The following is a 23,523-nucleotide window of genomic DNA, read 5'->3' on the forward strand; positions in this document are numbered from 1 at the left end:
AGCCCGCTATTGCTTCCGTCACGCTCCCCCGGTCGCGTCAATGACTCGCGTTGGCATCGTCCTGCGACTCCTGAATTTGCGCCGCAACCTGCTCGGGGGTGCTGACTTTGCCGATCAGCCTTTGCAGGCCGACATTGATATCGGCGCCGACGCTGGGCTGCACGATCGCATCGTATGCTTGCCACGAGGAGGTGGCGTTTGCCATCACCTGCAAAATTTCGGCCGTCAAAGAATCGATGCCCGACAGGTCGGACAGCTTCATCGACGGCAATACCTTCGCCTTGACCAGCGTTTCCTTCTGCACTTCTTCGGTGTAAAAATTGGCGATAAACTTCGCGGCCATCGCAATCTGTTCCTCGCTCATGTTGGCGGAAAAACCGAACCCGTTCGAGTAGGAAGCGTTAATCGAGGTTTGATCTCCAGCGCCCCCGGGTATGGCCGGGAAAGCGAAATAGCCGATCCGCCCTTGGAGCTGCCCCGCTTCTTCGCCGGTAAACCGGCTTACGTCCCATGTTCCCGTAAACACCATCGCCGCTTTACCCGTCAAAAGCTGCGCACCCTGATCCGAATAAGGAAGCTCAAGCGCCCCCTCGGTAAAATAACCTCTGTTCGCGAGCTCGGCGTAATCGCGGAACCCTTCTACGAACGCCGCGTCCGTCCACTTGGCTTCGCCGGTCACCACCTTGTTCAAGGCGTCGATGCCGACGTTGCGCTCCATCACCGTATTCCAAAGCATGCCGCTTACCCAGCCGTCCTTGGCGGCAAGGCCAAACGGGGTATAGCCGGCGGCTTTTATCCGGTCGGCGGCCGCAAGCAGCTCGTCCCATGTACGCGGGATTGCCAGGTTCAGCTCGGCGAATATTTTTTTATTGTAAAAAATCGCTTCGCTGTATCCGCCGTACGGCAATCCGTAAATTTTGCCGTCGACGGTAAACTCGTCGAGGCTGGCAAATTTGTCCCGGATGCCCAGCTCTTCGACAATCGGCGTCAAATCGAGCATCCTGCCCGCTTTGACGTACAGCTTCAAATCCGATCCGCCGAACACTTCGAATATATCCGGCGGATTGCCGACTGTCATCTCGGCTTTCAGCTTCTGGTCCCGGTTGACGATTTCGTCGATGCCTTCCAGCTTGAACGTCAGCCCGGGATTTTCCAGCTCCGTTTTTCTGACCGCGTTCTCCAATATTTGAAGTCTCGTTCTAGTCGTTTCTTTAATTTGGGTATGCCGAAGCGATAAGGTCACTTCCTCCGGCGCGCCGCCGCTTGGCGATACGCCGGACGGATTGTTTCCGCCGCAAGCGGACGCGACGATCGCGACCCATACGAGCGCAACGGCTGCCACAGCTGCTCTTCTGTTCATCCAACGCCCCCCGGCCAATATATAGTGCTGATTCAAAGCTTCCGTGCCGACTACCCTGCTTCTTCCATTATAGTCTTGAGTCCTTCTTCCGTGGAGGTCAAAAAATATCGTGAAAGGGGGATTATTCTCTTCCGCAAGCTCCAAAAACCTAAAAAAAACAGCCCGCCGGCATAAGCCGGACAGGCTGCGTCAATCTCTACTCTTGTTCCATTTCGAGAATATGTTTGCGGACGGCGTCGTAGAACCGGTTCCACTCCGCGCTGGCTTCGCCGGACCGACCGCCCGGCACGGGTGCAGGACTGTCAGATCCGGTCCGCCGTTCCATCCCCTCTGCCCCGGCCCGCTGTTCGGGCCCGTCTGTCCCGGTCCGTCGTTCCGGCCGCTCAGTCCCGGCCTGCTGTTCCGGCCCGTCCGTTCCGGCCTGTTGTCCCGGCCGGCGCAAACGGTCTTCGCCCGCCTCCTCCGGCCCGCTGCGGCGGATATCCATAACGATGCTTCCTCCTCATCCTTCCGTATCGGGACCTTTTAACGTCCCTGCGCTGCGGCGAGATCCGTTTATCCTTTCAGCCAATCCTTGCGCAGCGCAAACAGCTCTTTCAACTCGTCCGTCGAAAGCTCGGTAATCCACTGCTCCGACGTGCTGACGACCTGTTCGTTAAGCGCCTGCTTCCGTTCGATCATCTCGTCGATTTTTTCCTCCAGCGTGCCGAGCGTCACGAATTTGTGCACCTGCACCTTTCTCGTTTGTCCAATCCGGAAAGCGCGGTCCGTCGCCTGGTTTTCCACCGCCGGATTCCACCACCGGTCAAAGTGGAACACATGGTTTGCCGCGGTCAAATTGAGCCCCGTTCCCCCCGCTTTCAGCGACAGGACAAAAGCGACCGAATCCGACCGCTCATCCTGGAAGCCGGCGATCATTTCGTCCCTTTGCGCCTTGGGCACGCCGCCGTGCAAATAAGGAACCTGTACCCCAAGCTTTTCCTTCAACAGCTTTTGAATCCGATTGCCCATCTCGACGAACTGGGTGAAAATAAGGCAGCGTTCTCCTTCGGCAGCGACCTCCTCGACCATCTCCAGCAAGCGGGACAGCTTGCCGGACCGCTCCGTATCCCAATCGGACGGCCCTTCTTCCTTCGCCGTCAGCAAGGCCGGATGGTCGCACAGCTGCTTAAGCCGCGTCAAAGAAGCGAGAATGAGGCCTCTTCGCTGCATCGGTCCAAGCGTATCGAGCTTATCCAGCAGCTCGGATACGATATTTTCGTAGATGGCTCCTTGCTCCGCCGTAAGCGATATATACGTCTTCGACTCATATTTGTCGGGCAGCGACAGCTGAATGGCCGGATCTTTCTTCACCCGGCGGAGCATGAAGGGCCGGACCCACCGCTGCAGCGACTTGATAAGCTCCTCGTCGCGCGTCTTCTCGATCGGCGCAACGACGGCTCTCCTGAATTCGTGCAGGCTGCCCAAATAACCGGGGTTGATGAAGTCGTAGATCGACCACAGCTCGGTCAGCCTGTTCTCCATCGGAGTGCCGGTCAACGCAAGACGGTGAAAAGCGTTAAAAGAACGAATCGCGGCAGACTGTTTCGTATAGACGTTTTTAATGTTTTGCGCCTCGTCCAAGCATAACGCGTTCCACTCGATTTCCCGCAAATCCTCTTCGTCCAGTTGGGCGAGAGAATAAGAGGTGATGACCAGGTCGGCTTCAGCCGCGGCGTCCCGCAGCGCTTCGCCTTTGTCGCGCTTTGGGCCGTAGTGGACATAAACGCGCAGCCCCGGGGCAAATCGCTCCAGCTCCTTCTGCCAGTTGCCGATCACGGATGTCGGGCAAATCAAGAGCGAAGGTCCCCGGCTGTTCTCTTTTTCCCGCTCGTTCACATAAACGAGATAAGCGATAAACTGAATCGTTTTGCCAAGGCCCATGTCGTCGGCCAGGACGCCTCCAAGCCCGAATCGCCGCAAGAACGCCATCCAGCTCACGCCTTGATGCTGATAAGGGCGAAGCTCGCCGCGCAGGCCGGCCGTCTGCCCGATAAGCGGAATCTCCGTGATGTGCTGCAATTGCTCCAGCCATGCCGAAAGATGCTCGTTCAGCTCGACCTCGGCCCGCAATGCGGCCGCCTCGTCCCCGTCTTCCTCCAGTAACGCTCCGCCGTGCAGATGCATTTCCAGCACATCGCGGAACGACAGTCCTTTTTTCTTGCCGACCCGCTTCATCCACTGCTTGATCTGTTCGATATCGTGCGGGTCGAGATGAACCCACTCGCCGCCGATGTTGGCCAGTCTGCGGTTTTCCGCGGCAAGCCGCATAAATTCGGCCTCCGACAAATCGACGTTGCCGATTGCAAGCTTCCAGTCGAACTGTACGATCTGATTCAAGCCGAACATCGGCTCCGCCGCGGAGCCTACGGAAGATTTCATCTTCGCTTTCAGGCGCAGCCGGCGCGACCGCACCGCCTCCCACCACCCGGGCAGCAGCACCGGAGAGCCGGCTTCAAGAAGGCGCAAGCTGTATTGCTCCAGAAACAGCCAAGCTTCATTGTCCGTAAGCTCGGACCGCAGAAAGCCGGACGCATTCCGGTCTTCCCAGTCCGGCATGACGGACAGCCATTTGGACTGTTCCTTCTCGAGCTTGCCCGGCACGAGCGGCAGCCAATCGGCGGGAATCGGCGAATCCGCCGACTCCGCTTTCCACTCGGCGCCGTCTCTTCGCAGCGGCAGCCAGCTTCCGCCGTCCCGGTCCTGCAGCGCCGGCCGCAAGCGCCAGCCGCGTTCGCCTTCCGGCTCGACCAGCTGCAGCGCCGCGCGGAACGGCAGTCTGTCCTTGCGAACGCCGATCGCGATCAGCCAATCTTCCTCATCGGCCGACTTATGGCTTACCACGGATTCGCCCTGCGTCCGCCCGATTTGCTCCCAGGCTTCCCTGGCTTCGCCGCTTTGGGCGATGACGGCCTCGACCGCTTCGCTCAGCCATCGTTCCGCACCGGGGCTGCCTTCCTCCGCGGCAAGCCGGACCGTCTCCTCCCATTTTCGGGTAAGCTCGGTCTCCGTCTCCGGGAAAGCTGCCTTCCATGCTCGATGCTGCTCCGACCAGCGCTGCCAGTCCGGAATAAACCAGCCGTTCAGCAGCGCAAGCCGGATAAGGCGCGCAAGCTCCATCAAACGAGCCGCGCGGCCGGTCCATTCCGGACGCAGCAGCCGAACCGGCTTCGGAGCGGCCATATAGTCAACGGCGAGCAGCGGCGGAACCATAAGAACATTACGGCCTGCTATAACGGTCTCTTCAATGTCTTCGCCGTACCAGGAAGGCTTATGCCACGCGAAGAGCGCTTGCCGCAGCCTGACCGCCGCTTCCGGCCTCCCGGTTTCAAACAGCACGACAGCGCCGCCTTGCGCGCCTTCCTGCCAATATCCGTCGATGACGGGCGGGTGTGCCCCGGCGCCGATAAATGCTCTCATGAAATGAACTTTCCTTTCCTCAATTCTTCCTGAAGCGCCCGCAGCCGTCCGTGCTTCCGGATGAGGCCGTGCAAATAACGATCCCACACGCCCGTTTTTTTCAGCGTCTTATAAATCCTCTCCAGCTTCTTCAACTGCTTGACCGCCATCCGGTAGCCCTGCCTGTTGCGCGCGGCGATCCATTCTTCGACGGATTGATGATAAAGCGGGATCAGGCAAGCCGGATCGGCTTTCGTTACTTGCTTAACGTCCTGGATGTCCAGATCGTCCGGCCGCACGCCCAGCAGCAGCTGCAAATCCGCCCAATCTCCGTATTTTTCGGTCTGAAACCAATGCTCCGACAGCTCCGAATACGAATACGGGAGCAAATCGGTCATATAGCGGGACCATCTCTCGTTGTCCGGCTGCTCCATGTCCGCTCGTCTGCACAAGGTGACGAAGGAAGCGATCTGCCGCGAATTGCGGCAGGGGAGGACATGCCTGTAAAGGAAAGCCATCCACTGCCCGAAAGCGTCCCAATCCCCCGCCTCGAGCCGCTGCGACGCGCAAGGATAAGCGACCGATTGAATCCGCTCAAACTCGGCTTGCTCCAAATGCCGAATCGCTTCCCGGTCTTCGCGTACGAAATAATGCAGCATCGCAATGACGGTATGAATAAACGTCTTGTTTTTTTCCTGTCCTTCGCCGGCGGCCTCCAGCTCCATCGCGGCAAGCTCGCGCTCCCGCCACTCGGGAAGCTCCGACATTCTTTCGCATACCGCCATATATAAATAAGTCCACTCGAACAGCATCCGCTCCGGCCGAACCGCGCGGCTCTTCGCATATTCCTTCACGAAGTCGGCCCATGCCAGCTCGTCTGCGCCCATTTCCGCGGGTTCGAGCTCGAGCGACAACGTGTAATAATGCTCGACCCAAGGCTCGGCCATGCGGATAAACGACATTTCATGGTAATAGCGGCTGAACGTATCGGCCAGATGAATCGCTTTCTCCGCCTGATTTAACACGAAGGCGACCGAAAGCATCCAGTGCAGCCGCTGCAGCGGTTTGTCCCAATCCCGGGCCGCCCCTTTCAGCGTTTGAAGAACGGGCTGCAGCGCGTGCAGCGAATGATGGCATTTCTTCCATACGTCGCCGTGCTTTCCTTCCATCCAGTCCAGCCATCCGGCCGGGTCGTTTGTCTCCGGCTTGGCTTGCCCGGCGAACGACGCGGCTTGCGGCGTCCCGGCATCGCTGCCGAACTCCGGCTCGAACCGGCCGTTCGAAATCAGCATTCTGGAATGCGCTTCCTCCGCAGCCTCGGACGAATAAGCCGCGGCCAGATAAGTGAAATAAGCGGCCGCCATATGCTTGCAAGGACCGCCTACGGGGCAGGTGCATTTGCTGTATTTGAATTGTCCGGCGTCGAGGCTGACCATGTACATTTCGCCGGAGCCCCGCACGCTTGCGAACAACGTATCTCCGCTCAGAAGCTTTACGCCCATGACGCGATCGTTCAAATAATAATTCCAACCGCGCTCCACGGCCGCTTCCGTGACATTCTCCCGAAGGGAAGCTTCAAGCGTTCGTTCCAAAGATTTGTCAAGCTTAAGCAAGCCGCTCACCTACCGTTCGTTTAACATTCTAATTATTATACCACATTTCGCTCCTCCTACGAGGTTTAGACCGCGGCGGATGGGATAACCTCAAGCGGGTCCCTTCAACAAAAAGCGGCCGTATTTAATGGCCGGTTTAAATAAAAATCCCGCCGATCGGCCGCAATCAACGGCCGATCGGCGGGATCGGGCAATATAGACGATTATAGCGGTATGTATACGACGAACTCCAGCGTATGTTCGGATACGGCGCGAACGGCGATTTCGCCTTTGTAGCCGTCTACGATCGATTGCACGATCGACAGCCCCAAGCCTTGATGGCCGTCTTCCTTCGTCGTGTAGCCGGGGCAAAAAACCGGAGCGGCCGCAACGGACTCAGCGTCCCGGCACCGGTTGCTCACCCGGAGCTCCAGCCGGCCTTCCCGCCGTATCCCCGATATGCCGACCTCTCTTTCCTCCTCCGGCATTTTACGGACTTCGTCGAACGCGTTATCGATCAGGTTGCCGATCACCCGGTTCAGATCGAACGTACGGGTTCCCATTTCCAGCTGTTCCAACCCTTCGAAGCTGCATATGAAGCGAATTTTGAAGGTTTCGGCCTGCGAGATTTTAGAGCGCACGAGAGCCGCCACCGCCGGGTTCCCGATATGGATAATATCGTTCACCGCCCGGATTTCCCCGGTAAGCTCCTTCGTGTACGCAACGAGTTCCTCCGTCTTGTTCAATTCCGCAAGCGCATGAATCGTTTGGACATGGTTGATGAAGTCATGGCGCTGGCCGCGGATGGCCAGAAACATCTGGTTCATTTCTTCGGCATAGGCCGATTGCGTATCCCGCACCGCCTTCTCCTTCGAATGCTTGTACACTTTCATGAAGCCAACTGCGATAACGATGCTTAGAAACGTAATGGCGATAATGATGAGCCCCATATTCAAAAACTGCTTGTTCAGCTCGTTTTGGATCATCCCGTAATCCGATACGAGAGCCAGCACGTAGCTGTCCATTTTGTTCCCGTTTTGATCGGTCATTTTGAGCAGATCGTTTTTGATTTTGACCGGGATGAACATCTTATAGAGCCGCTCGCCGCCGATCCGCATTTCCTTGGCGACCGTTTCCCCCGTTGCATAAGCTTCGGCCACCAGCTTGGCGTCGTCGTCCGCTTTATAGCGATAGGAGCCGTAGGCGACCGGCTGTTGAAGAATATGAACCCGCTTTTCTCCGTTCTCGTTAATCGTTTCGATTTTCCCTTTGCCGAACGTATGGGGATTCAATATCGAGATTTCCTTAAGCGAATCGTTGCGCTTCAGCGTTTCGCCGATTAACCGGCTTACGCCGGTGATGTCTTCGTATCGCTTCAGCCGGTCGTAACCGACAAAAGGATCGATGATGTAATTCGTCGTCCCGTCGTAACAATAACCCCATTTGTTGATGGAATCGACGTCCGTCGTGGCCGTCTCGTATGGACCTGTCCAGAAATTCGGCAGCGTTTGGCCGATCCAACCGGAAGTGACCGCTTGACGGTCAAACAGCTGGTTGAATATATCGAACCACGGCTTCATGTTTTTGGTGCCCTGGCCGATTTCGTTCGGATCGGACGACTTGTACAACACAATGTCGCCTTCCGTCCGCTTCATCAGCGTAATATGACTCACTCCGAGCTTGCCGCTAAGCTCCTCGAGCTGCCGGTTCGTCACCTTCTCCACGTCGGGATCCAGCGCGTACCGGGCCGCTATCGATGCGGCGCGGAGCTCGCGGCCGATCTGATCCTCGAAAAGAATCGACCCGTGCCGCGATTGCTCCAGCGAAAGCTCGATCTGCCCGGCGACCGAAGCCATCTCCTTCCTGAGCGATTGCTCCAGCACGCGTTTGGTCAGCAAGTAATAAGCCGAATTGTTCAATAAAATGATAACGACGATAACGCTGATCGCCGCCAGCCATATATTTCGTTGCATTCTACCGTCATAGCTCCTCCGGAAATCAATGTGCGGCGATTGTCGTCCTCAGCCGAATGCCGATTTTACCCATAAGCGGATGGCGGAAGCGCGTTCGGTCTTTTTTTTGTAACGGGGAAGCAGCCTGTAAACGTTTAAGCCTTCCTTGACCGCCGCTTTAGCTTCTTTGCCGCGGCCCATCTGCTTGTAGATGGAAGCCAGCCGCAGATAGGCTTCGCAGGACGAAGACTGCATCCGCTGAAACGACTCCAATTCGTCCAGCGCTTTCGCCGCGTCGCGGCGGGCGTAATAAGCGGCCAGCCGCAAATGGGGTTCGCCGTATTTGACGCGGGGATTCAGCTCCAAAGCACGGCGGACCGCCGCCACTCCTTCTACCGGATTGCCGGTCTCCATCAGGCAAACGCCGAGATCGTCCGCATATTCCGCCGAATCGGTCATGACGGCCTCTAACGGTTCGAGCAGCTCCCGCGCTTGCCGATACTTCTTCCGCTCCATCAGCAAACGGGCCAGCTCCAGCTTGGACGACACGTCGTTCGGAGACGAATCGATCCGTTTCTTTAATTTGCCGATTTGCCGCAGGCGCCGAAGCGGTTTTACAATGCTGGGCGTTAACCCGATAAACCGGCGTTCCAGCGCGTAGAACAAAACAAGAATAATGATGACGGACACAATCGGATTACCGGTCAAAAAATTGAGCAAAACAAACAGTATAAAAAATTTGCCCATTTTTCCTCCTTAAGCCCCAATAGTCTTATTATCGTTAATCATACCATAGACCTTTCCCGTCCACTATAAGCTCCTCGGCCCGCTCATTCATCATTTCAGACCGCACCGCCCGAATAGCCAGCCTCAATTACAGGAATGATAAGGTAGGGGTTCCAACAAATTCAACGAGATAAAGGAGAATGAAAAGATGACTCACAATCCCGATTTGCCGACCGGCTCCAAAGGTCCGCTTGCCGAAGGCGAAACGGAGCTGTCGCTGACGAACCGCCAAGGCCATCCGATTACAGATAACCAGAACATTCGAACGGTCGGCAGCCGCGGACCGGCAACGCTCGAAAATTATCATTTTATCGAGAAAATATCCCACTTCGACCGGGAGCGCATCCCCGAGCGCGTCGTTCACGGCCGGGGCGCGGGCGCGCACGGTTATTTCGAGGCTTACGGCAAAGTCGGCGACGAGCCGATCGCGAAATATACGCGGGCCAAGCTGTTTCAGGAAAAAGGCAAGCGCACGCCGGTATTCGTCCGCTTCTCGACCGTTATTCACGGCATCCATTCGCCGGAAACGCTGCGCGATCCGCGCGGCTTCGCCACCAAATTTTATACCGAAGACGGCAACTGGGATCTGGTCGGCAACAATTTGAAAATTTTCTTCATTCGCGACGCGATGAAATTCCCGGACATGGTTCACGCGTTCAAGCCGGATCCGGTAACGAACCTGCAGGATATGGGGCGGTTTTTCGATTTTATCGCGAACACGCCGGAGGCGACCCATATGATTACGTTCCTGTTCTCGCCTTGGGGCATTCCCGCCAACTACCGGCAGATGCAAGGGTCGGGCGTCAATACATACAAATGGGTGAACGCGCAAGGAGAAGCCGTTCTCGTCAAATACCACTGGGAACCGCTTCAAGGCATCCGCAACCTGACCCAGAAGGAAGCCGAAGAAATCCAGGGCAAAAATTTCAACCACGCCACGCAGGATTTGTATGAAGCGATCGAAAGCGGGAACTTCCCGGAATGGGAGCTTTGCGTTCAAATCATGAGCGACGGCGACCACCCCGAGCTCGATTTCGACCCGCTCGACGACACGAAGCTGTGGCCGGAGGATAAATTTCCGTTTCTTCCGGTCGGCAAAATGACGCTTAACAAAAACCCGGAAAACTATTTTGCGGAAGTGGAGCAAGCCGCCTTCGGAACCGGGGTGCTGGTGGACGGCCTCGATTTCTCCGACGACAAAATGCTGCAGGGCCGCACGTTCTCTTACTCCGACACGCAGCGTTACCGGGTAGGCACCAACTACTTGCAGCTGCCGATCAACGCGCCGAAAAAACATGTCGCGACCAACCAGCGGGACGGCCAGATGGCTTTCTACGTCGACATTGCGCCGGGCCAAAACCCGCACGTCAACTACGAGCCTTCCATCCTCGGCGGCCTGCAGGAGACCAAACGCGAAGGCAAGCCGCATGAGCCGGAATACAACGCGAAGCTCGTTCGGGCCAAAATCGACCGGACCAACGATTTTGCCCAAGCGGGCGAAACGTACCGCAAGTTCGAGGAGTGGGAGCGCGAAGAGCTGATCCGCAATCTCGGGGACGGGCTGTCCGTTTGCACGCCGGCCGTACGCGAGAAGGTCATCGAATACTTGACGAAGGCCGACCCCGATTACGGCCGGCGCGTAACGGAAGCGGCGAAACAAGCGGCCGAAGCGAAAAACGCCGGGCATATCGGCACCCCGGCCGCTCGCCAAGGGATGGAAATCGCCGAAGAGCTCGGGCATAAGACGGACGGTTATTGAGCTGCAAAACGAAGACCGAACCATTACGGCTTTCCGCAAGCCTCGGTTCGGTCTTTTTTCCCCATTATTCTCCCCGCCAAAAATAACGGCAGCATTTCCGGGGCATGCTGCCTGCTGCTATAAGATATGGTCAAACTTACATCCGTCATCCTTATCTATCCGGAGAAGGCAAACGTACAAGCGAGCTATGAACGCGTGAGGCTGACCGTCAGATTTGGAGTTCCCCAAGCTTAATCAACTCGACAACCGCTTGTGAACGACCTTTAACGTTCAATTTTTGCATCACGTTCGTAGTGTATATTCAAGCACACAATAAAATAACCGCCCAAATGGACGGTTAGACAAGTGGGGAAACGACCTCAACTTCCCCATCAGCTTTAATATCAATTCGATCAACCAGCTTTGCCAGTAACAAACGTGTCTTCTGAATATCCTTATCATATGATTCAATCTTTGTCAGCTCGTCCATTGCAATAATAGCATCGCGCTTGAGTCTGTCGGTATCAGCTCGTTCAGCCTCTTTTTTACGAATTTCCTTTATTTTCGATTCGGCATCTGATATTTCCTTCTCGTACTGCGCTTTCTCGAACTCATATTGGTTTGAGTCGATTTCATTGAGCATGTACTGACGCCTGATCTCGAATAACAGCTTACGGTTCGATTCAACCAGTGATTCAAGCTTCTTGATGTCTTTTGTGTTATTTTTCGTCTTTGAAATTGCACCCTTCACGAGTCTTTCCGATGACTCGATCGCTTCTATTCTTGCTTTAGTTCGTCTCAAAATTTCTTTGATTAAATCATCCCTGAAATCAAAGTATGGAATCCACTTCCCGTTCGAGCAACCATGTTCCCCCATCCTTCTCCTGCGCGAGCACATTAAGTAACGGTATTCCTTCCCCTTTCCCTTTACCTTTGACTGCATGGTAACCATTGCAGATCCACATTCAGAGCAAAAAATCATTTTTGCAAACACATTAACGAATGCCCTGCGGCCGCCACGTCGCCCCATGCCGCCACCACGAATTGAACGAACCTCTTGGGCCCTATCAAAAAAATCCTGGCCAATTATTGCTGGATGAGTTTGAAATTCTGTTTTTTGCCACTCCTGCTTTGGCTTCTGAACAAGCTTCTTGCCGCGGTCCATGAGATCGTTAAGATCGTTATACACTTTCTTTACGGTATGCCGGCCGTATACATTAAAGCCCGTGTAGATTTCATTTTGCAAAATTCTTTGAATACTGGTTATTCCCCAGGTTCCACCCTTGTATGAAGGAATATCATTTTCATTCAGCCAGTTGGTAATAGCCTTTTCTCCAAGGCCGCCGTTGACGTACTTATCAAAGATTTGCTTTACGATGTTAGCTTGCTCGGGAACGATTTCGAGTGTCTTTCTGCCGTCTACAACCACCTTTTTATAACCGTAAGGCGGGATGCTCCCGATATAATTCCCTTTCGCAGCCGATTGTCTTATTCCGCGCTTCGATGACGTTCCGATCTGCTCGCTCTGTTTCTGGTTTACCACTGATACGATACCAAATAGCATTTCGTTGTCATCGGTTCCGGAGTCGTAAAAGTCCTCTATCGAAATGACACGGACATTCAGAGCATTGACCAAAATCCTTTTCAAAGAAAGAGCATCCAAGGCATCTCGACTAAACCTCGAAAGTGAAGAAAAAAAGAGAGTATCAAACTCTCCTTTTTTCGCGTCTTCAATCATTCTTTGAACGTCGCTACGGGCAACAATGCTCGTAGCCGTATCGCGATCCTCGTAAAAATAATCTATATCCATGTTCATGGTTTTGGCGTGGTCTTTGATAGCACCTTCTTGGTGTTCAGGGCTGTCTTTTTGAGATTCTTTCATCGTGGATACGCGGACATATCCCCTTGCTCTTTTATTCCTCATTACACGCTTCCCCCGAAACATAATAACTTGCGATCTCGTCCAAATTGTACACTGTGGCGTTATTTTTTTCTAGTACCTTTTTTAGTTCTTCCTTCACCAATTCAATGATTGCTTCTCGGGGGTCTTTGCCGTTCGATACAAACTTGATTCTGTAAGGCTTCTTTTTTTCCATGGTATCACCCGTTGTAAGTTTATGACGATGGCGTGTACCCTTTTCCAGCAATCTCATTTCCACCTCATTCATCCTCCGACTCCCACAAAAACAGATTCCCGTACAGCTCTTCCGATACTTTCTTTTGCGCCCGCTGGACCACCTTATCGACGCTGCCCTTGGATATCGCCAGCAGGCTCGCGATTTCGCTGTGCGGCAATCCTTGCCCGTGTGCCATCTCATATATTTCCCTCTCTTGCGGGCTGAGCCGGCATAAGGCTTGTTCGAGCTTGAATCGCTGTTCCTCGGTCAGCGTAGAGCCGCTGCGGGAATTGACCTTGCTCGCATAGCTCTGCAAAACCATCGGATCGACCAGCTTCTCCCGCTGGTACGCTGCGCGCCGCTCAATGCCACGTTTGTTCCCCGGCCGCCGCCCGGTATGTAGCCACTCGATCGCATAATGAACGTCGGAGATGGCCCCCTTAATGATTGGAGCATCGGCGCCGTCGGGCCCGCATTCTTTCAACGCCTTACGCAGCTGCCAATACGTTTTTCGGTACGCTTGCTTCAGGTCCCGCAAATGGAGCATGAAGCCGCGGTCGTCCATCTCCGGAATCTTTTCGATTTTCTTTGCACCCACTGTGCTTCACGCTCCCTTTTGTGGGAAGCCCCGGGAGCCCGGGGCCCGCTTTGCTATCTATTCCAGCCAGTCGCTGTCTGCCGCGTCCTCTTCCGGATCCACTTCTGCATCCTCGCCGGTGTAATCTTCGATCGCCAACTGGTTATCATCGTCCACATCAACCGTGCCATCCGGGTTGATCGTGCCGCGCTTACCTTCGCGGTACTCCTCTTGCCGCTCCCGGAATTCGTCAATACTCATTTGCGATTCCGTAATGGTCAGCTCCACATCCGTGCCGGCCAGCCGATAGAATTCGTAGGAGTGGCGATTCGACGCCCCGCCGTTTACGATGAAGTCCAAAACGGTTTTCTTGGCGTCTTGGCTTTTCTTCACGAATTCAGCGGTCAACGGGTCTACCCCGCCGATCTGCAACTCGACCACTTCGCGGCAAAGCGTGTTCAGCTCCGGCCGCATTTCGTCCTCGCCTTTCACGTAAAATTGAACGAGTTCTTTCTTGCTGTCCTTCGTTTGCTTGTTAAAATGAGCTTTGATCGTTATTTGCATGGCTTATTTGCCCCTCTCGATAATTTGGTTTGGTATATTGTCCAGGTACAACGTCAGCGCCAACTTGCTGATGCCCAGCTTCTTCGCCAGCTGGCTGCGTGTCATACGTTTGCGATGGTGCCGGATGTAGTACTTCTGCTCATCGGTCAACTCGGATAACGCATTTTGGATCAGCAGATCCGGCATACGGTGACAATGCTTCACTTCTTCGGAAACCTGATATGGGACGTCCGTCCAGTAAAACTGATAATGTTTCTTGTTGCCCTCCCGATAAATGAGCCCCTTATCGAGAAGTGTTTTTATCGCAGTCATCACCCAATGTTGTCCATGGGATGCCTTTGCTTGTTCGAAAATGTCACTGTATTTGATGCCCGGGCTCGCCTCAATGATTTGCAATACCTGCAGGTGCTTGGATGAGAGATGGATCATGTCGTCCCCGCCTCCTTTCCCGCCCCGGGCGAGCATACGTTCGGTTTAAAAGCAGCAGTTGGCCGCCAGCCCGCCGGGAGCGTCTGTTTTTTATGGTCCTCAATATTCACGAATGTTCATTACTCGCGGCACTCGTCGCACACTTTCCGGTGATGACCGCAATCCTCACAAGGCTCCTTTACAGTCCCGCATCCGAAATGATAAGACGTTGTCGAACCATCCGACTCCATCCGATTATTGCAAGCGTGATCCAGCGGGATATTGTGATTGCAAACTCCACATCGGTTTTCCATGACCTTCATTCCTCCCTCATGTATTTCCGTATTCACCCAAATACATCATCCACCCAATCTATCCGCGCTCGCTTTGTTTATGAGCGCCAGTCCCATTGCGATCAGTACGCTATGCAACGGTTCGCCGGCCACAATCCGGAGAATCGCCAGAACGCAGCAACCCACTGCCATCGACAACGATAACGCCCAAGCTGTTCTGATCAATCCCTGATCGCCTGCCGCTCGATTTCCGCCCTGATCCTCGGCTCTGGCGCATACCGCTCTTTCCATCCTGCCGGCTTGACGATCTTTCCCTGTGAATCCCGTAGCACTTTACCGTCCGGTCCGACCTTGCCCATATTCGCTTCATGCACGATTTCGAACAGCGGCGCTGGGTTTACACCGATCAGCGTAAAGGTTCCGATTGCGAAGTAAATCAGATCGATAAGCGCATCGGCTTGCTCGACAACATCATCCGCCGCTGCAAACTCGGTCAGTTCCTCCAGCATGAACGATATCCGCTGCCCTACCTTCCCGCCAATCTGCTCGTCTTCGAATTTCTGACTATTGACAGCCTTAATCTCCTGAGTCAAAGAGTGCAGCGAACCAATTAACCAGTTATTCGTGACCATCTTCCCGATTCCGAGCTCCGTCGGCTTCTCCGGCATATCCTCGCCAAAAGCCGTGTGGAATTCCCGAACCTTGTTGTACATCTGCTGAAGCGTAATTTCGCTCATGCTCCATACCTCCGTTTATATTCGTTCAGTTCCGCCTCGAGCTCAGCGATCCGCTGCAGCAGTTCTTCCTCTCTCGACTTATGGCCGGTTACTGTCAGCGAACGCGGTTCCTTTGGGTTCCGCTGGATGTATCCCTGCTCTTCGAGCTTATCCAGTATCCGATGAACCGTTGAAGTCGATCTATATCCAGTACCGATGCAGATTTCACGGATCGAAGGCGGGTAGCCTTTTGATTTTAGGTGCTCTTTCAAGAAATCCAGAAGCTTCTTCTGCTGTGGCTTTAAATGATGTTCCATGTCCACGCTCCTTAAAACTGCAATTTTGGCTGTACCGCGGCAACCCGGCGCTCTGCGATTTCGACGTATTGCGGTCCAAGTTCGATGATTGTGCATTCCCGGTTGTTCTCCAGCGCAACCTTCAGCGTCGTTCCGGATCCTCCGAATGGATCGAGGACCCTGCCGCCTTCCGGAGCGCCGGCCAAGATGCACGGCTCAATCAGTTTTTCCGGGAATGTTGCGAAATGAGCTTCAGTAAATTGTGCCGTCGGCACAGTCCAGACTGATCGCTTATTTCGCATCGAACCCTCCCAAGGAATTGATGCCCCGATGTGCGAACCAGGTCGATCACGTTCTTCACCGTATTTCCTTTCCTTGTTACCGCTCCTTCGCCTCGACTGCGGTGGTCCGAATGCTCCCATTGATCCACCAACAGCTTTCATATTACCGTTCGTTTTTGATCCGCCGTTTGCCCGCGCAGACCCAAGCTGCCCTTCAATATTCTGAGACAATCTGTCTATTGATGAACTCGCTAATGGCTCCATAATTGCGTCGGAGTTATAGTAATAATGCTCGGACTTGGATAACAGGAAGACGTATTCATGCGCCTTTGTTGGCCGGTCCCGAACACTCTCCGGCATGCAATTCGGCTTACTCCAGACGTTGTCCATTCGGAGATACCAGCCGTCTGCTTGCAGAGCAAAGGCTACTCGCCATGGAATGCCGATGAGGTCTTTGGCCTTTAATCCGGGGTACTGGAGCCCTTGGTACGATATGCTTCCGGAATACTGCCCTGGATGCTGATTGTGCATATCGCCCGGGTTACCTCTGCCGTCGGCGTTCCTCCCTTTCATTGAACCGGCATAGGTATCACCGTAATTCAACCAAAGCGTTCCGTCCGGCCGTAAAACCCGCCAAACCTCCCGAAAGATCAGCACGCTATGAGAGACGAACATTTCAGCAGTCGGCTCAAGTCCAAGGCAGCCAGTCCATGCCGGGACGGTGACGGGCGGCAGGCCGGGCATCGGCGTGTATGTCACCTCCGGCCACTCAGATGGCGGGATGCTCAGCACGGCGCTTGTCGAGTCGCTCCAGCAGCTTCGTTGCCTTTCCGGCGTTTTCGATCTCGTCCGGGAGAATGCCCAGCTTCTCAAGTGTCTTGATCTGCTTTTCGCTCGGCGGGGCCATTTCCCAGCCGAACGCCTGCGAAGTTGTCGACTACGATTTCGTTCACTGCTTAATCAGCCCTTCTACAATCTCCAGATGCTCCTCATTACGATCGGTGAAAAACTCTTGCAGAACTTCCAGCACGCGATCTGGCCGGCTTACCTCCGAAACCTTTTGATACACAATGCTGGTTACGGTCTGCATCAATCCAAGCGCTTCGAGGGTAAGTTCCTTAGGAACGATGGCCGACGTATCGACCTGATTTGCAATTACATCGATGCCGGCGAGCATTTTAACACGATCGTAGCCAAGGTTTACGAGTGGCAGCCTGATTGTGATGTATGGCTGAACGGGGAGCGTATTAACAGCCGACTGCTCAGCGGCTACTGCCGTTTCTTCCAGTACGACATCAGCGGGAATTTCCGGTACGGCTGCGTCGGCCGGATCCGCCGAGTGATTACCCTCCGCCTCTGACTGCCTCGCACTCGCTTCCGCATTCAGCAGCTCTTGCGCTTTTTCTGGCGTGATGCCCTTGAGGCCCCACCGTTTAACCCAGTCATGAATCGTGTTATATTTCATCCCCCACGCCTTCTCGATGCTGGAGAGAGTTTCTCCTTGAGCGATTGCTTTCAACAGATCGATCTTCGTGAGCCCGCATGCCGGGCCTTGTTTTGGTGTTGCTCCCCGTCGTCTTTGCATCTCGGTTTCCCCCTCTGATTTAGGATTTTGGTTTTTCGCTTCAATTTGCTTTTGTGTAGTCGGCGCAGCTAGCCGTCCCTTGCTGCTCATTCGCTCGAATTCCTGCTCCATCTCCTCAGGTGTAAGGGTTCTGACCGTAACCTCGCCGGCTCCTTTGCCTTTCAATTCATTCTCCCTGCTTGGGATGGGCGTACCCATATTCGATTCATCCTCCTCCATCGGATGGAATAGTTCAGCTTCCGTCTTATCCGTGGTGACCGTGACCATGCCTTCGCTGATGCGGATCTCCGTTGCCCTGGCGATCACCGCGGCCTTTTGTTCAGGCGTGAGCAAATCATCCATGGCTTGCCAGTAAATCCGTTCTGCCGCGGCGTAGGCCCGGGTATGGAAAATGTTTTGAACATGCCAGAATTTTTCGGAACTCATCGATTTTACTTTCTGGAAGAACCTTCGCTTCTCGTCGTTGTTCATCGTTTCTTCCTCCGCCAGATCGGAATGAACGGCCGCCCCTCTGTCGGAGGCGCGGTCTGCCGCTCCCTTTCCTCGTCGGTCATCGGGCGAACCGTAACCGGACTGTTTGCTGGCTCCGGCCCATCAAGCTTCCGCCGTGGCACCGGACGATGGCGTTTTGTTCCGACTTCGTCCATCCTCATCGCGGGTACACCTCTTTTCCCCGGTACTGCACCCGTGCATGCTTCTGCCGCGCCCGGCGCTTCAACTCTGCGGCGGCCGCCAAGCGGTATTCCAGTGGAGCTTCGGTGTCGTTGTAGGCAATCTCGCACAGTTGTGCCCGAGTCGCTTCTCGCCAACTTAACGACTTCATGACTTCCACTCCCATTCCGTTTCATCCGCTACGAGACGGGCGTCTTTCTTTTCACGAAGCTCATCCAATATCGTCCGATCGAGCCCGAGGGAGCGTTGATGCTCCCAAACCACGAATAGAGCAGCCTTGACGCTATTGGCAAAGCCTACAGGCACAAGATCAGCGGCAGCGGCGTTCAAACCATGCTTGTCAATGTCGTTGGTGACGATCCAACGCTGGGTACCAGTGTGGTAGATGACCAACCATGTACCCGCATCGATTTCGACCCGTTCACGGACCGGCCCAAACAACCCAAAACCAGTTATCGCCTCCCTTACCTTGGGAATGATTCGAACGTTTGAATATGCCAACATCAACACTCCTTTCACGCACATATGTTCGGTTTTAAAGCAGCACGAACCCCTTCCCCGAGCGAATGCGCGGTTATTTTGCTCTTATGGCTTGAATCACTTCTGTCTGGTATTTCGTTAACTCCAGCCCCGGTAGCGTCAGCGCGCGGCCGATCTGTGCGATCACAAAGGCGTCCGTCACGTTGTTACTCTTATGCTCGAAACCCCAGCGCTTGAAGATCGGGACCGGCATTCCGTCCTTTGGCGTATTTCCTTTTCCGGTTGCAAACTTCTTCACCTGCGAAGGGGAAGCTTCTTGATAAAGAATGCCACGGCGGTACAACGCCATCCGGATTCCCCAGCCAATGCCGCCGAGCTGCACGGCCTGCTGCGAAGCAAAACCGAACCCTTCGATGCAAACCATGTCATCCGGATTAATTTGCCGCATAATAGTTTCGATCAGGGATGCCATGCGCGCCGGGTCTTCCTTGCCAGCACCTGTAAGTTCCTTTGCCTCCAACACTTCGCCGGCTGTGTTCAGGGCGACGAAACCGGTTTTTGTTGATGGATCGAGTCCAATGAAACGCATCAGTCCCCAACCCCCTTGATCTCGCCGAGCACGGCTGCCAGTTTGTTGTCATGGTTCCGGATCATCTCGCCGGTTGTTGGCTGCGCCTTACCGTCAAACGCCATTTCAAATGAGCTTTCCAGCAGCTTCACATACCGTTCCAACTCGTCGTCAGTCTTGGATTCAATATCCGGTTTAGGCAGTACAGAAAACTGTTCGAGACGTTTCAGGAGTGTGTCTCGTCTACTCCTTGTCCCTTGAGAGAGAGAGTAGAGGACGTCACGGGCGCGTTGGCTAAAAGTGTGTCCCTTACTCCCGTACCATTCCAGCGCTTCCCTCATGGCGGTGTTTTCGGCGCTCAGACGGTCATTCTCTACGACGAGGTAGTTAACCCGATCGTTCGCTGCTTCGAGTTGATTGGTTAGTGCGTCTATCCTGTCCAAATACTCCAAAATATCAAGTTGTATAGTTCCGGCGCTTGCAACCTTAACATTTTCGATATTGGACCAGAACTCTTTAATCAGCTGCAAGGTATCGCTCTTTGCCTTATTCTCTATTGCCCTTTTCTCTTCTCCGGAAAAGGCCGTTATATTCTTCTTCGCATCTTCCCAGTTCATCTTTTCCTCCAGTTGCCCCGGCTCGTCAGGCGCGCCGGCAGCGTGTAGATTTCGCCGACCACTCGGCCCCGCTCGTCCTGCACGATTTCCCACGGCGTATCCTGAAAGATCGGGTCCGGATCCGGCCGTCGTTTCTTACCCTTCGGCGTGCGCCGCTTCTTCGCCATTGGCTTCCCCTCCCGATTTGAATCGGTATGCCATTGCCACGCTGACCATCTTGTCGTAAGCCTTCATGTACCTCTGCCGATCGTTTGGGTCGAGCAGCGGGTCCTCGATCGTCTGCGCGCCCTTCACGATCCGCGCCAGCAGTTCGTCGTACTGCTCATCATTTTCGATTTTGTCCGGTAGCTTTGCCGCTGGAGTCACCTCCCTGCGCCTGATGGTGGGAGTAATCCAAGTCCAAGAACTTTCCGGTCCGGCGGTCGAAAAGCATCTCTACCGTCCCGGTCCCGACGTTCCGGCCTTTCGCGAGAATAAGCTCGACGCGGCCTTTCTTCTCCGACTCTTTGTTGTAGTAGTCGTCCCGGTACAAAAAGATCACGATGTCCGCGTCGCTTTCAATGGACCCGGATTCCCGCAGGTCCGACATCATTGGCCGCTTATCTTGCCGCTGCTCAACGCTCCGGCCGACTGCGGAGATCGCCACCACCGGACATTGCAGCATCCTTGCGAGAAGCTTCAGCCCCTTGGATACGTACGCCACGCCCTCATGCTCTTTTGCGAACCGCCGGCCGGGCTGGACCAATTGCAAGAAGTCGATATAAATCACGATGCTTGGATGCTTCTTTTTCAACTGCTTAGCTTTCCGCCGGATGTCCTGCAGCGTCATGCCCGGCGTATCGTCGATCATAATCGGCAGTTGGTCCAGCTCGTCGAGAGCGTAACTCCAGCGCTCCCAATCGCTATTCTCCAGATCGCCCGTCCGCAGCTTGGTATGGTCAAGGTTCCCCAGGACGCATACAAAACGTTCAGCCAATTGCTCTGCCGTCATTTCGAGCGAGAATATCGCCGCCGCCCGGCCGCCGCGGGCAGTACGGACCATGTCGTTGACGATGTATGCCGATTTCCCCATTGACGGGCGCGCCGCGATGACTTCAAAATCACCGTCCTGGTGGCCGCCCGTTATCTTGTCGAGGTCCCGGCTGGCCGTCCTCCCCCCGGTCAATCCGCGTTTTTTCTTGCGCTCAGCAATCTTGTCCGCGTGGCCGGCGAGTACATCCGCGACGCGCCGGACGCCACCGTCTGCTTGCGCCGCCGTAAGCTCCGCGATTTCCTCCAGCGCCGCCTGCGCCTCCGCGACGTATTCTTTCGCGTTCACGTCCTCCGCGGATCCGGCTTCGGCCATAATCCGCATCGTCTCTGCCGCCCGGCGCTGCACGTATGCATTACGGATAAGTGTTTGGTAATAGGTGAAGTGGCTCTCCGAAGGGACGGCGTCGCGCAGCTGCATGAGGTAAGTAATGCCGCCGATCTTCGTTAGATTCTTTCCGGACCGCTGTGCCATCAGTAATATGTCGATCGTGCCGTCTTGATCGTAGGTAAATCGGAGGTATTCCATGATGAGTGCGTGCTGATCGTCCCCGAACTCCTCCGGCTGCAGATAACACTCGTCCATTAAGTCCGGCTCCCGAAGGATAGCTCCCAGTACGGCGCGCTCCGCTTCTAACAAAACGCTCAACCGCCATCCCCCCGTTGAAGCAATTTCGGCTTAAGGTGTTCCGGCAGCGGCGTCGCCCGTCGCTCCCATTCATCCATCTCCTCTAAACGTTCGATCGTTTCTTGCCGCAGCCGCTCGTGGTCGGTATATTGCGACGGGTCATTACGGATGATGTCGGAGATAGCCGGGAAATAAGGTTCCGAATCGATATGGTTATTCAGGTTTTGAAGTGCCCGGTCAGCGTCGACGTTAGCCAAACGTTCCACCCAAACTTCGAATATCTGGTGATTCCGCTTGAAGTCCGGCGCTTTATTCGGGTAAGCGGCCGAAGCCTTCGCCAAGAGCAGGGTTACTTGGTCCCGTGTCATGCCCGCCACCTCCCAGCTGTTGTTTGAAGAAATCGAGGTTGGAATCGAACTTGCTCTCCCCAGCCGCCGCTATTCCTTCCGGATCTACCGTCGGGTAATCTTCGTACCTCTTTTGGTTTAAATAGGTCGAAGCATGAAGGATGAAGTTTGGTTTGGTCTGAAGGAGCTTATGAGTCTCAGCGAAATGGACTGTATTCCTTATCACGAGTTCTGGGTCGAAGTCTTTATCCTTTGAGAGTTTGTTCCAAGCTTTTAACGCTGCTTGTTTCGATACTCTTCTTGGGTAAATAGACCAGAATGTTTCAAACGAAATCTCCTTTTCTTTATATATTTTCTTTAAAAGATCTTTTTCTTTATCTGGGGGCAGTATCGTTCCCCCCAAAGTAACCCTACTAGGTGAAGTATCGTTCCCCTCATGGGGGGAAGTATCGTGCACCTGATAATCCACGTTATTAGGGGAAGTATCGTGCACCTGATAATCCACGTTATTAGGGGAAGTATCGTGCACCTCATTAACAGGAGAAGAATTGTTCGACACGACTGAATCACCACTCTTTTTTATGATCCATTCCTCATAATTTTTGTTGAAAGCCAGCTTTCGGGATGAAGTCCGAGAAGCCCGCTTGGTTACGACCAGAACCTTCGCCTTGATTAAAGCTGCCAATTCCTTTTTCACAGTGCGTTCAGACAGCAGCGTATTCGCAGCGAGAAATGTTATGGAAAACTCGTGGTCTTTCCGGCTAAACCCGTACGTCATTCGCCAAATCTTAATCACTAGCCGGAGCTGCGCACCGTTAAAGGCGTACTGGCAAATCTCATCGAGGATTTCATGAGCGACGGGTGTATAGCCGTTCTCTTTCTGAGGCCTTGCCATGCCACCTCACCAACGTTCAATTTGCTTCTTGCGGTTGTTCCGCCAGTACTTCCCGTATAGCCTGCGTGAGCTGATGAGCCAGATGCTCGGTCGGGATAGGGCTTTCGATTCTGGATTCTATCAGTGCCGAAGTCAGCCTGGCCGTGATCCGCTCCTCGGTTGTCGGCTCCTCGACCGTGTAGCCGTTGACGAGTGCTGCCATTAAGACATTGCCGCGAATGCCGCCTTCGATCCAATCGCCGATCTTATTCTTGTTCGGGCCAGATATGCGTTTTCTTAATAAGTTGTCGAGAATGCAGTAATCTGAGATTTCAGCACGCCGTGAACTAATATAGTCAGCCACCTCCCGCGGCAGCACGACCAGCTTATGCCGGGCCTTCAGCTCTTCCAATTCCGTTCTGAGTTGGAGTGCTTCAATGATTGCCGCGTGCTGATTGGAGATGGTCTGATCTTTCCGGGCCATTTCGGCATCCTGTGCGTCGATATGACCCATAACCTCGCGCAATATGTGTTGACCGACAAATGGTAAAACACCTAATTGCCTAATGACTTCGATTCTGTCCTTGCTCAATTTGGTCATTCCC

The 23,523-nt window shown here is 54.3% G+C and carries 26 protein-coding genes and 1 pseudogene; 1 reads left to right on the forward strand and 26 read right to left on the reverse strand.

Annotated elements, in window-relative coordinates:
* Window positions 1-37 precede the first annotated feature (37 nt).
* From ACFSW5_RS21415 to ACFSW5_RS21440, 6 genes are all read right to left on the reverse strand, one after another.
* Window positions 38-1,360, reverse strand: a complete 1,323-nt coding sequence (locus ACFSW5_RS21415; protein WP_379277692.1) for an extracellular solute-binding protein — start codon at window positions 1,358-1,360, stop codon at window positions 38-40.
* 196 nt (window positions 1,361-1,556) lie between these two features.
* Complete coding sequence (locus tag ACFSW5_RS21420; protein WP_379277694.1) at window positions 1,557-1,847, reverse strand: hypothetical protein; 291 nt, start codon at window positions 1,845-1,847, stop codon at window positions 1,557-1,559.
* A 68-nt stretch (window positions 1,848-1,915) separates the two neighbouring features.
* Window positions 1,916-4,819 (reverse strand): DEAD/DEAH box helicase, encoded by a 2,904-nt coding sequence (locus ACFSW5_RS21425; protein WP_379277697.1) that lies wholly within the window; start codon window positions 4,817-4,819, stop codon window positions 1,916-1,918.
* On the reverse strand, window positions 4,816-6,411 hold the full coding sequence (locus ACFSW5_RS21430) for an SWIM zinc finger family protein (RefSeq protein ID WP_379277700.1): 1,596 nt from the start codon (window positions 6,409-6,411) through the stop codon (window positions 4,816-4,818). The genes ACFSW5_RS21425 and ACFSW5_RS21430 overlap by 4 nt, the downstream gene beginning before the upstream one ends.
* 203 nt (window positions 6,412-6,614) lie before the next feature.
* The gene (locus ACFSW5_RS21435; RefSeq protein WP_379277702.1) at window positions 6,615-8,363 is read right to left on the reverse strand and encodes a sensor histidine kinase; all 1,749 of its coding nucleotides are present in this window, start codon (window positions 8,361-8,363) and stop codon (window positions 6,615-6,617) included.
* Between the two features lie 48 nt (window positions 8,364-8,411).
* The gene (locus ACFSW5_RS21440; protein ID WP_379277704.1) at window positions 8,412-9,089 is read right to left on the reverse strand and encodes a tetratricopeptide repeat protein; all 678 of its coding nucleotides are present in this window, start codon (window positions 9,087-9,089) and stop codon (window positions 8,412-8,414) included.
* A 187-nt stretch (window positions 9,090-9,276) separates the two neighbouring features.
* Here ACFSW5_RS21440 and ACFSW5_RS21445 point away from each other — a divergent pair, with 187 nt between their 5' ends.
* Window positions 9,277-10,887, forward strand: coding sequence for a catalase (locus ACFSW5_RS21445; RefSeq protein ID WP_379277706.1), 1,611 nt, complete (start codon window positions 9,277-9,279; stop codon window positions 10,885-10,887).
* A gap of 208 nt (window positions 10,888-11,095) precedes the next feature.
* Here the strand turns inward: ACFSW5_RS21445 and ACFSW5_RS21450 are convergent.
* From ACFSW5_RS21450 to ACFSW5_RS21545, 20 genes and pseudogenes are all read right to left on the reverse strand, one after another.
* Window positions 11,096-11,185: pseudogene (locus tag ACFSW5_RS21450) on the reverse strand (helix-turn-helix domain-containing protein); the annotation flags it as partial.
* Between the two features lie 39 nt (window positions 11,186-11,224).
* Window positions 11,225-12,790 (reverse strand): recombinase family protein, encoded by a 1,566-nt coding sequence (locus tag ACFSW5_RS21455; RefSeq protein ID WP_379277708.1) that lies wholly within the window; start codon window positions 12,788-12,790, stop codon window positions 11,225-11,227.
* Window positions 12,780-13,034: a hypothetical protein gene (locus ACFSW5_RS21460; protein ID WP_379277710.1), complete on the reverse strand. Its 255-nt coding sequence runs from the start codon at window positions 13,032-13,034 to the stop codon at window positions 12,780-12,782. Before ACFSW5_RS21460 ends, ACFSW5_RS21455 begins: the two co-directional genes overlap by 11 nt.
* On the reverse strand, window positions 13,027-13,581 hold the full coding sequence (locus ACFSW5_RS21465) for a sigma-70 family RNA polymerase sigma factor (protein WP_379277712.1): 555 nt from the start codon (window positions 13,579-13,581) through the stop codon (window positions 13,027-13,029). The genes ACFSW5_RS21460 and ACFSW5_RS21465 overlap by 8 nt, the downstream gene beginning before the upstream one ends.
* 57 nt (window positions 13,582-13,638) lie before the next feature.
* Entirely contained in the window at window positions 13,639-14,124 is a 486-nt protein-coding gene (locus tag ACFSW5_RS21470; protein ID WP_379277714.1) for a hypothetical protein, read from the reverse strand.
* A 3-nt stretch (window positions 14,125-14,127) separates the two neighbouring features.
* Complete coding sequence (locus ACFSW5_RS21475) at window positions 14,128-14,553, reverse strand: hypothetical protein (protein WP_379277716.1); 426 nt, start codon at window positions 14,551-14,553, stop codon at window positions 14,128-14,130.
* A 493-nt stretch (window positions 14,554-15,046) separates the two neighbouring features.
* Window positions 15,047-15,562 (reverse strand): pyrophosphohydrolase domain-containing protein, encoded by a 516-nt coding sequence (locus ACFSW5_RS21480; protein ID WP_379277718.1) that lies wholly within the window; start codon window positions 15,560-15,562, stop codon window positions 15,047-15,049.
* Complete coding sequence (locus ACFSW5_RS21485) at window positions 15,559-15,858, reverse strand: LexA family protein (protein WP_379277720.1); 300 nt, start codon at window positions 15,856-15,858, stop codon at window positions 15,559-15,561. Before ACFSW5_RS21485 ends, ACFSW5_RS21480 begins: the two co-directional genes overlap by 4 nt.
* An 11-nt stretch (window positions 15,859-15,869) precedes the next feature.
* Window positions 15,870-16,862, reverse strand: a complete 993-nt coding sequence (locus ACFSW5_RS21490; protein WP_379277722.1) for a DNA-methyltransferase — start codon at window positions 16,860-16,862, stop codon at window positions 15,870-15,872.
* A gap of 25 nt (window positions 16,863-16,887) precedes the next feature.
* Window positions 16,888-17,025 carry a hypothetical protein gene (locus ACFSW5_RS21495; protein WP_379277725.1) on the reverse strand — a complete coding sequence of 46 codons (138 nt, stop codon included), beginning with the start codon at window positions 17,023-17,025 and terminating at the stop codon, window positions 16,888-16,890.
* Window positions 17,026-17,067: 42 nt separating this feature from the next.
* The gene (locus ACFSW5_RS21500; protein WP_379277727.1) at window positions 17,068-18,174 is read right to left on the reverse strand and encodes a helix-turn-helix domain-containing protein; all 1,107 of its coding nucleotides are present in this window, start codon (window positions 18,172-18,174) and stop codon (window positions 17,068-17,070) included.
* A 348-nt stretch (window positions 18,175-18,522) separates the two neighbouring features.
* Entirely contained in the window at window positions 18,523-18,876 is a 354-nt protein-coding gene (locus ACFSW5_RS21505; protein WP_379277729.1) for a hypothetical protein, read from the reverse strand.
* Window positions 18,877-18,949: 73 nt separating this feature from the next.
* Entirely contained in the window at window positions 18,950-19,444 is a 495-nt protein-coding gene (locus tag ACFSW5_RS21510; protein WP_379277732.1) for a hypothetical protein, read from the reverse strand.
* The gene (locus tag ACFSW5_RS21515; protein ID WP_379277734.1) at window positions 19,444-20,040 is read right to left on the reverse strand and encodes a hypothetical protein; all 597 of its coding nucleotides are present in this window, start codon (window positions 20,038-20,040) and stop codon (window positions 19,444-19,446) included. The genes ACFSW5_RS21510 and ACFSW5_RS21515 overlap by 1 nt, the downstream gene beginning before the upstream one ends.
* A complete protein-coding gene (locus ACFSW5_RS21520; RefSeq protein WP_379277736.1) occupies window positions 20,037-20,207 on the reverse strand; it encodes a hypothetical protein in 171 nt (56 codons plus the stop codon). The genes ACFSW5_RS21515 and ACFSW5_RS21520 overlap by 4 nt, the downstream gene beginning before the upstream one ends.
* On the reverse strand, window positions 20,176-20,406 hold the full coding sequence (locus ACFSW5_RS21525) for a hypothetical protein (RefSeq protein ID WP_379277738.1): 231 nt from the start codon (window positions 20,404-20,406) through the stop codon (window positions 20,176-20,178). Before ACFSW5_RS21525 ends, ACFSW5_RS21520 begins: the two co-directional genes overlap by 32 nt.
* On the reverse strand, window positions 20,366-21,718 hold the full coding sequence (gene dnaB / locus ACFSW5_RS21530; protein WP_379277741.1) for a replicative DNA helicase: 1,353 nt from the start codon (window positions 21,716-21,718) through the stop codon (window positions 20,366-20,368). The genes ACFSW5_RS21525 and dnaB overlap by 41 nt, the downstream gene beginning before the upstream one ends.
* The gene (locus tag ACFSW5_RS21535) at window positions 21,715-21,954 is read right to left on the reverse strand and encodes a hypothetical protein (protein WP_379277744.1); all 240 of its coding nucleotides are present in this window, start codon (window positions 21,952-21,954) and stop codon (window positions 21,715-21,717) included. Before ACFSW5_RS21535 ends, dnaB begins: the two co-directional genes overlap by 4 nt.
* Window positions 21,955-22,006: 52 nt before the next feature.
* Window positions 22,007-22,939: a replication protein gene (locus tag ACFSW5_RS21540; protein WP_379277746.1), complete on the reverse strand. Its 933-nt coding sequence runs from the start codon at window positions 22,937-22,939 to the stop codon at window positions 22,007-22,009.
* 16 nt (window positions 22,940-22,955) lie between these two features.
* On the reverse strand, window positions 22,956-23,519 hold the full coding sequence (locus ACFSW5_RS21545) for a DUF1642 domain-containing protein (RefSeq protein ID WP_379277748.1): 564 nt from the start codon (window positions 23,517-23,519) through the stop codon (window positions 22,956-22,958).
* Window positions 23,520-23,523: the final 4 nt, after the last annotated feature.

It is taken from the genome of Paenibacillus thailandensis (genome assembly GCF_042685365.1).
GTDB classification, from domain to species: Bacteria; Bacillota; Bacilli; order Paenibacillales; family Paenibacillaceae; genus Paenibacillus_AP; species Paenibacillus_AP thailandensis.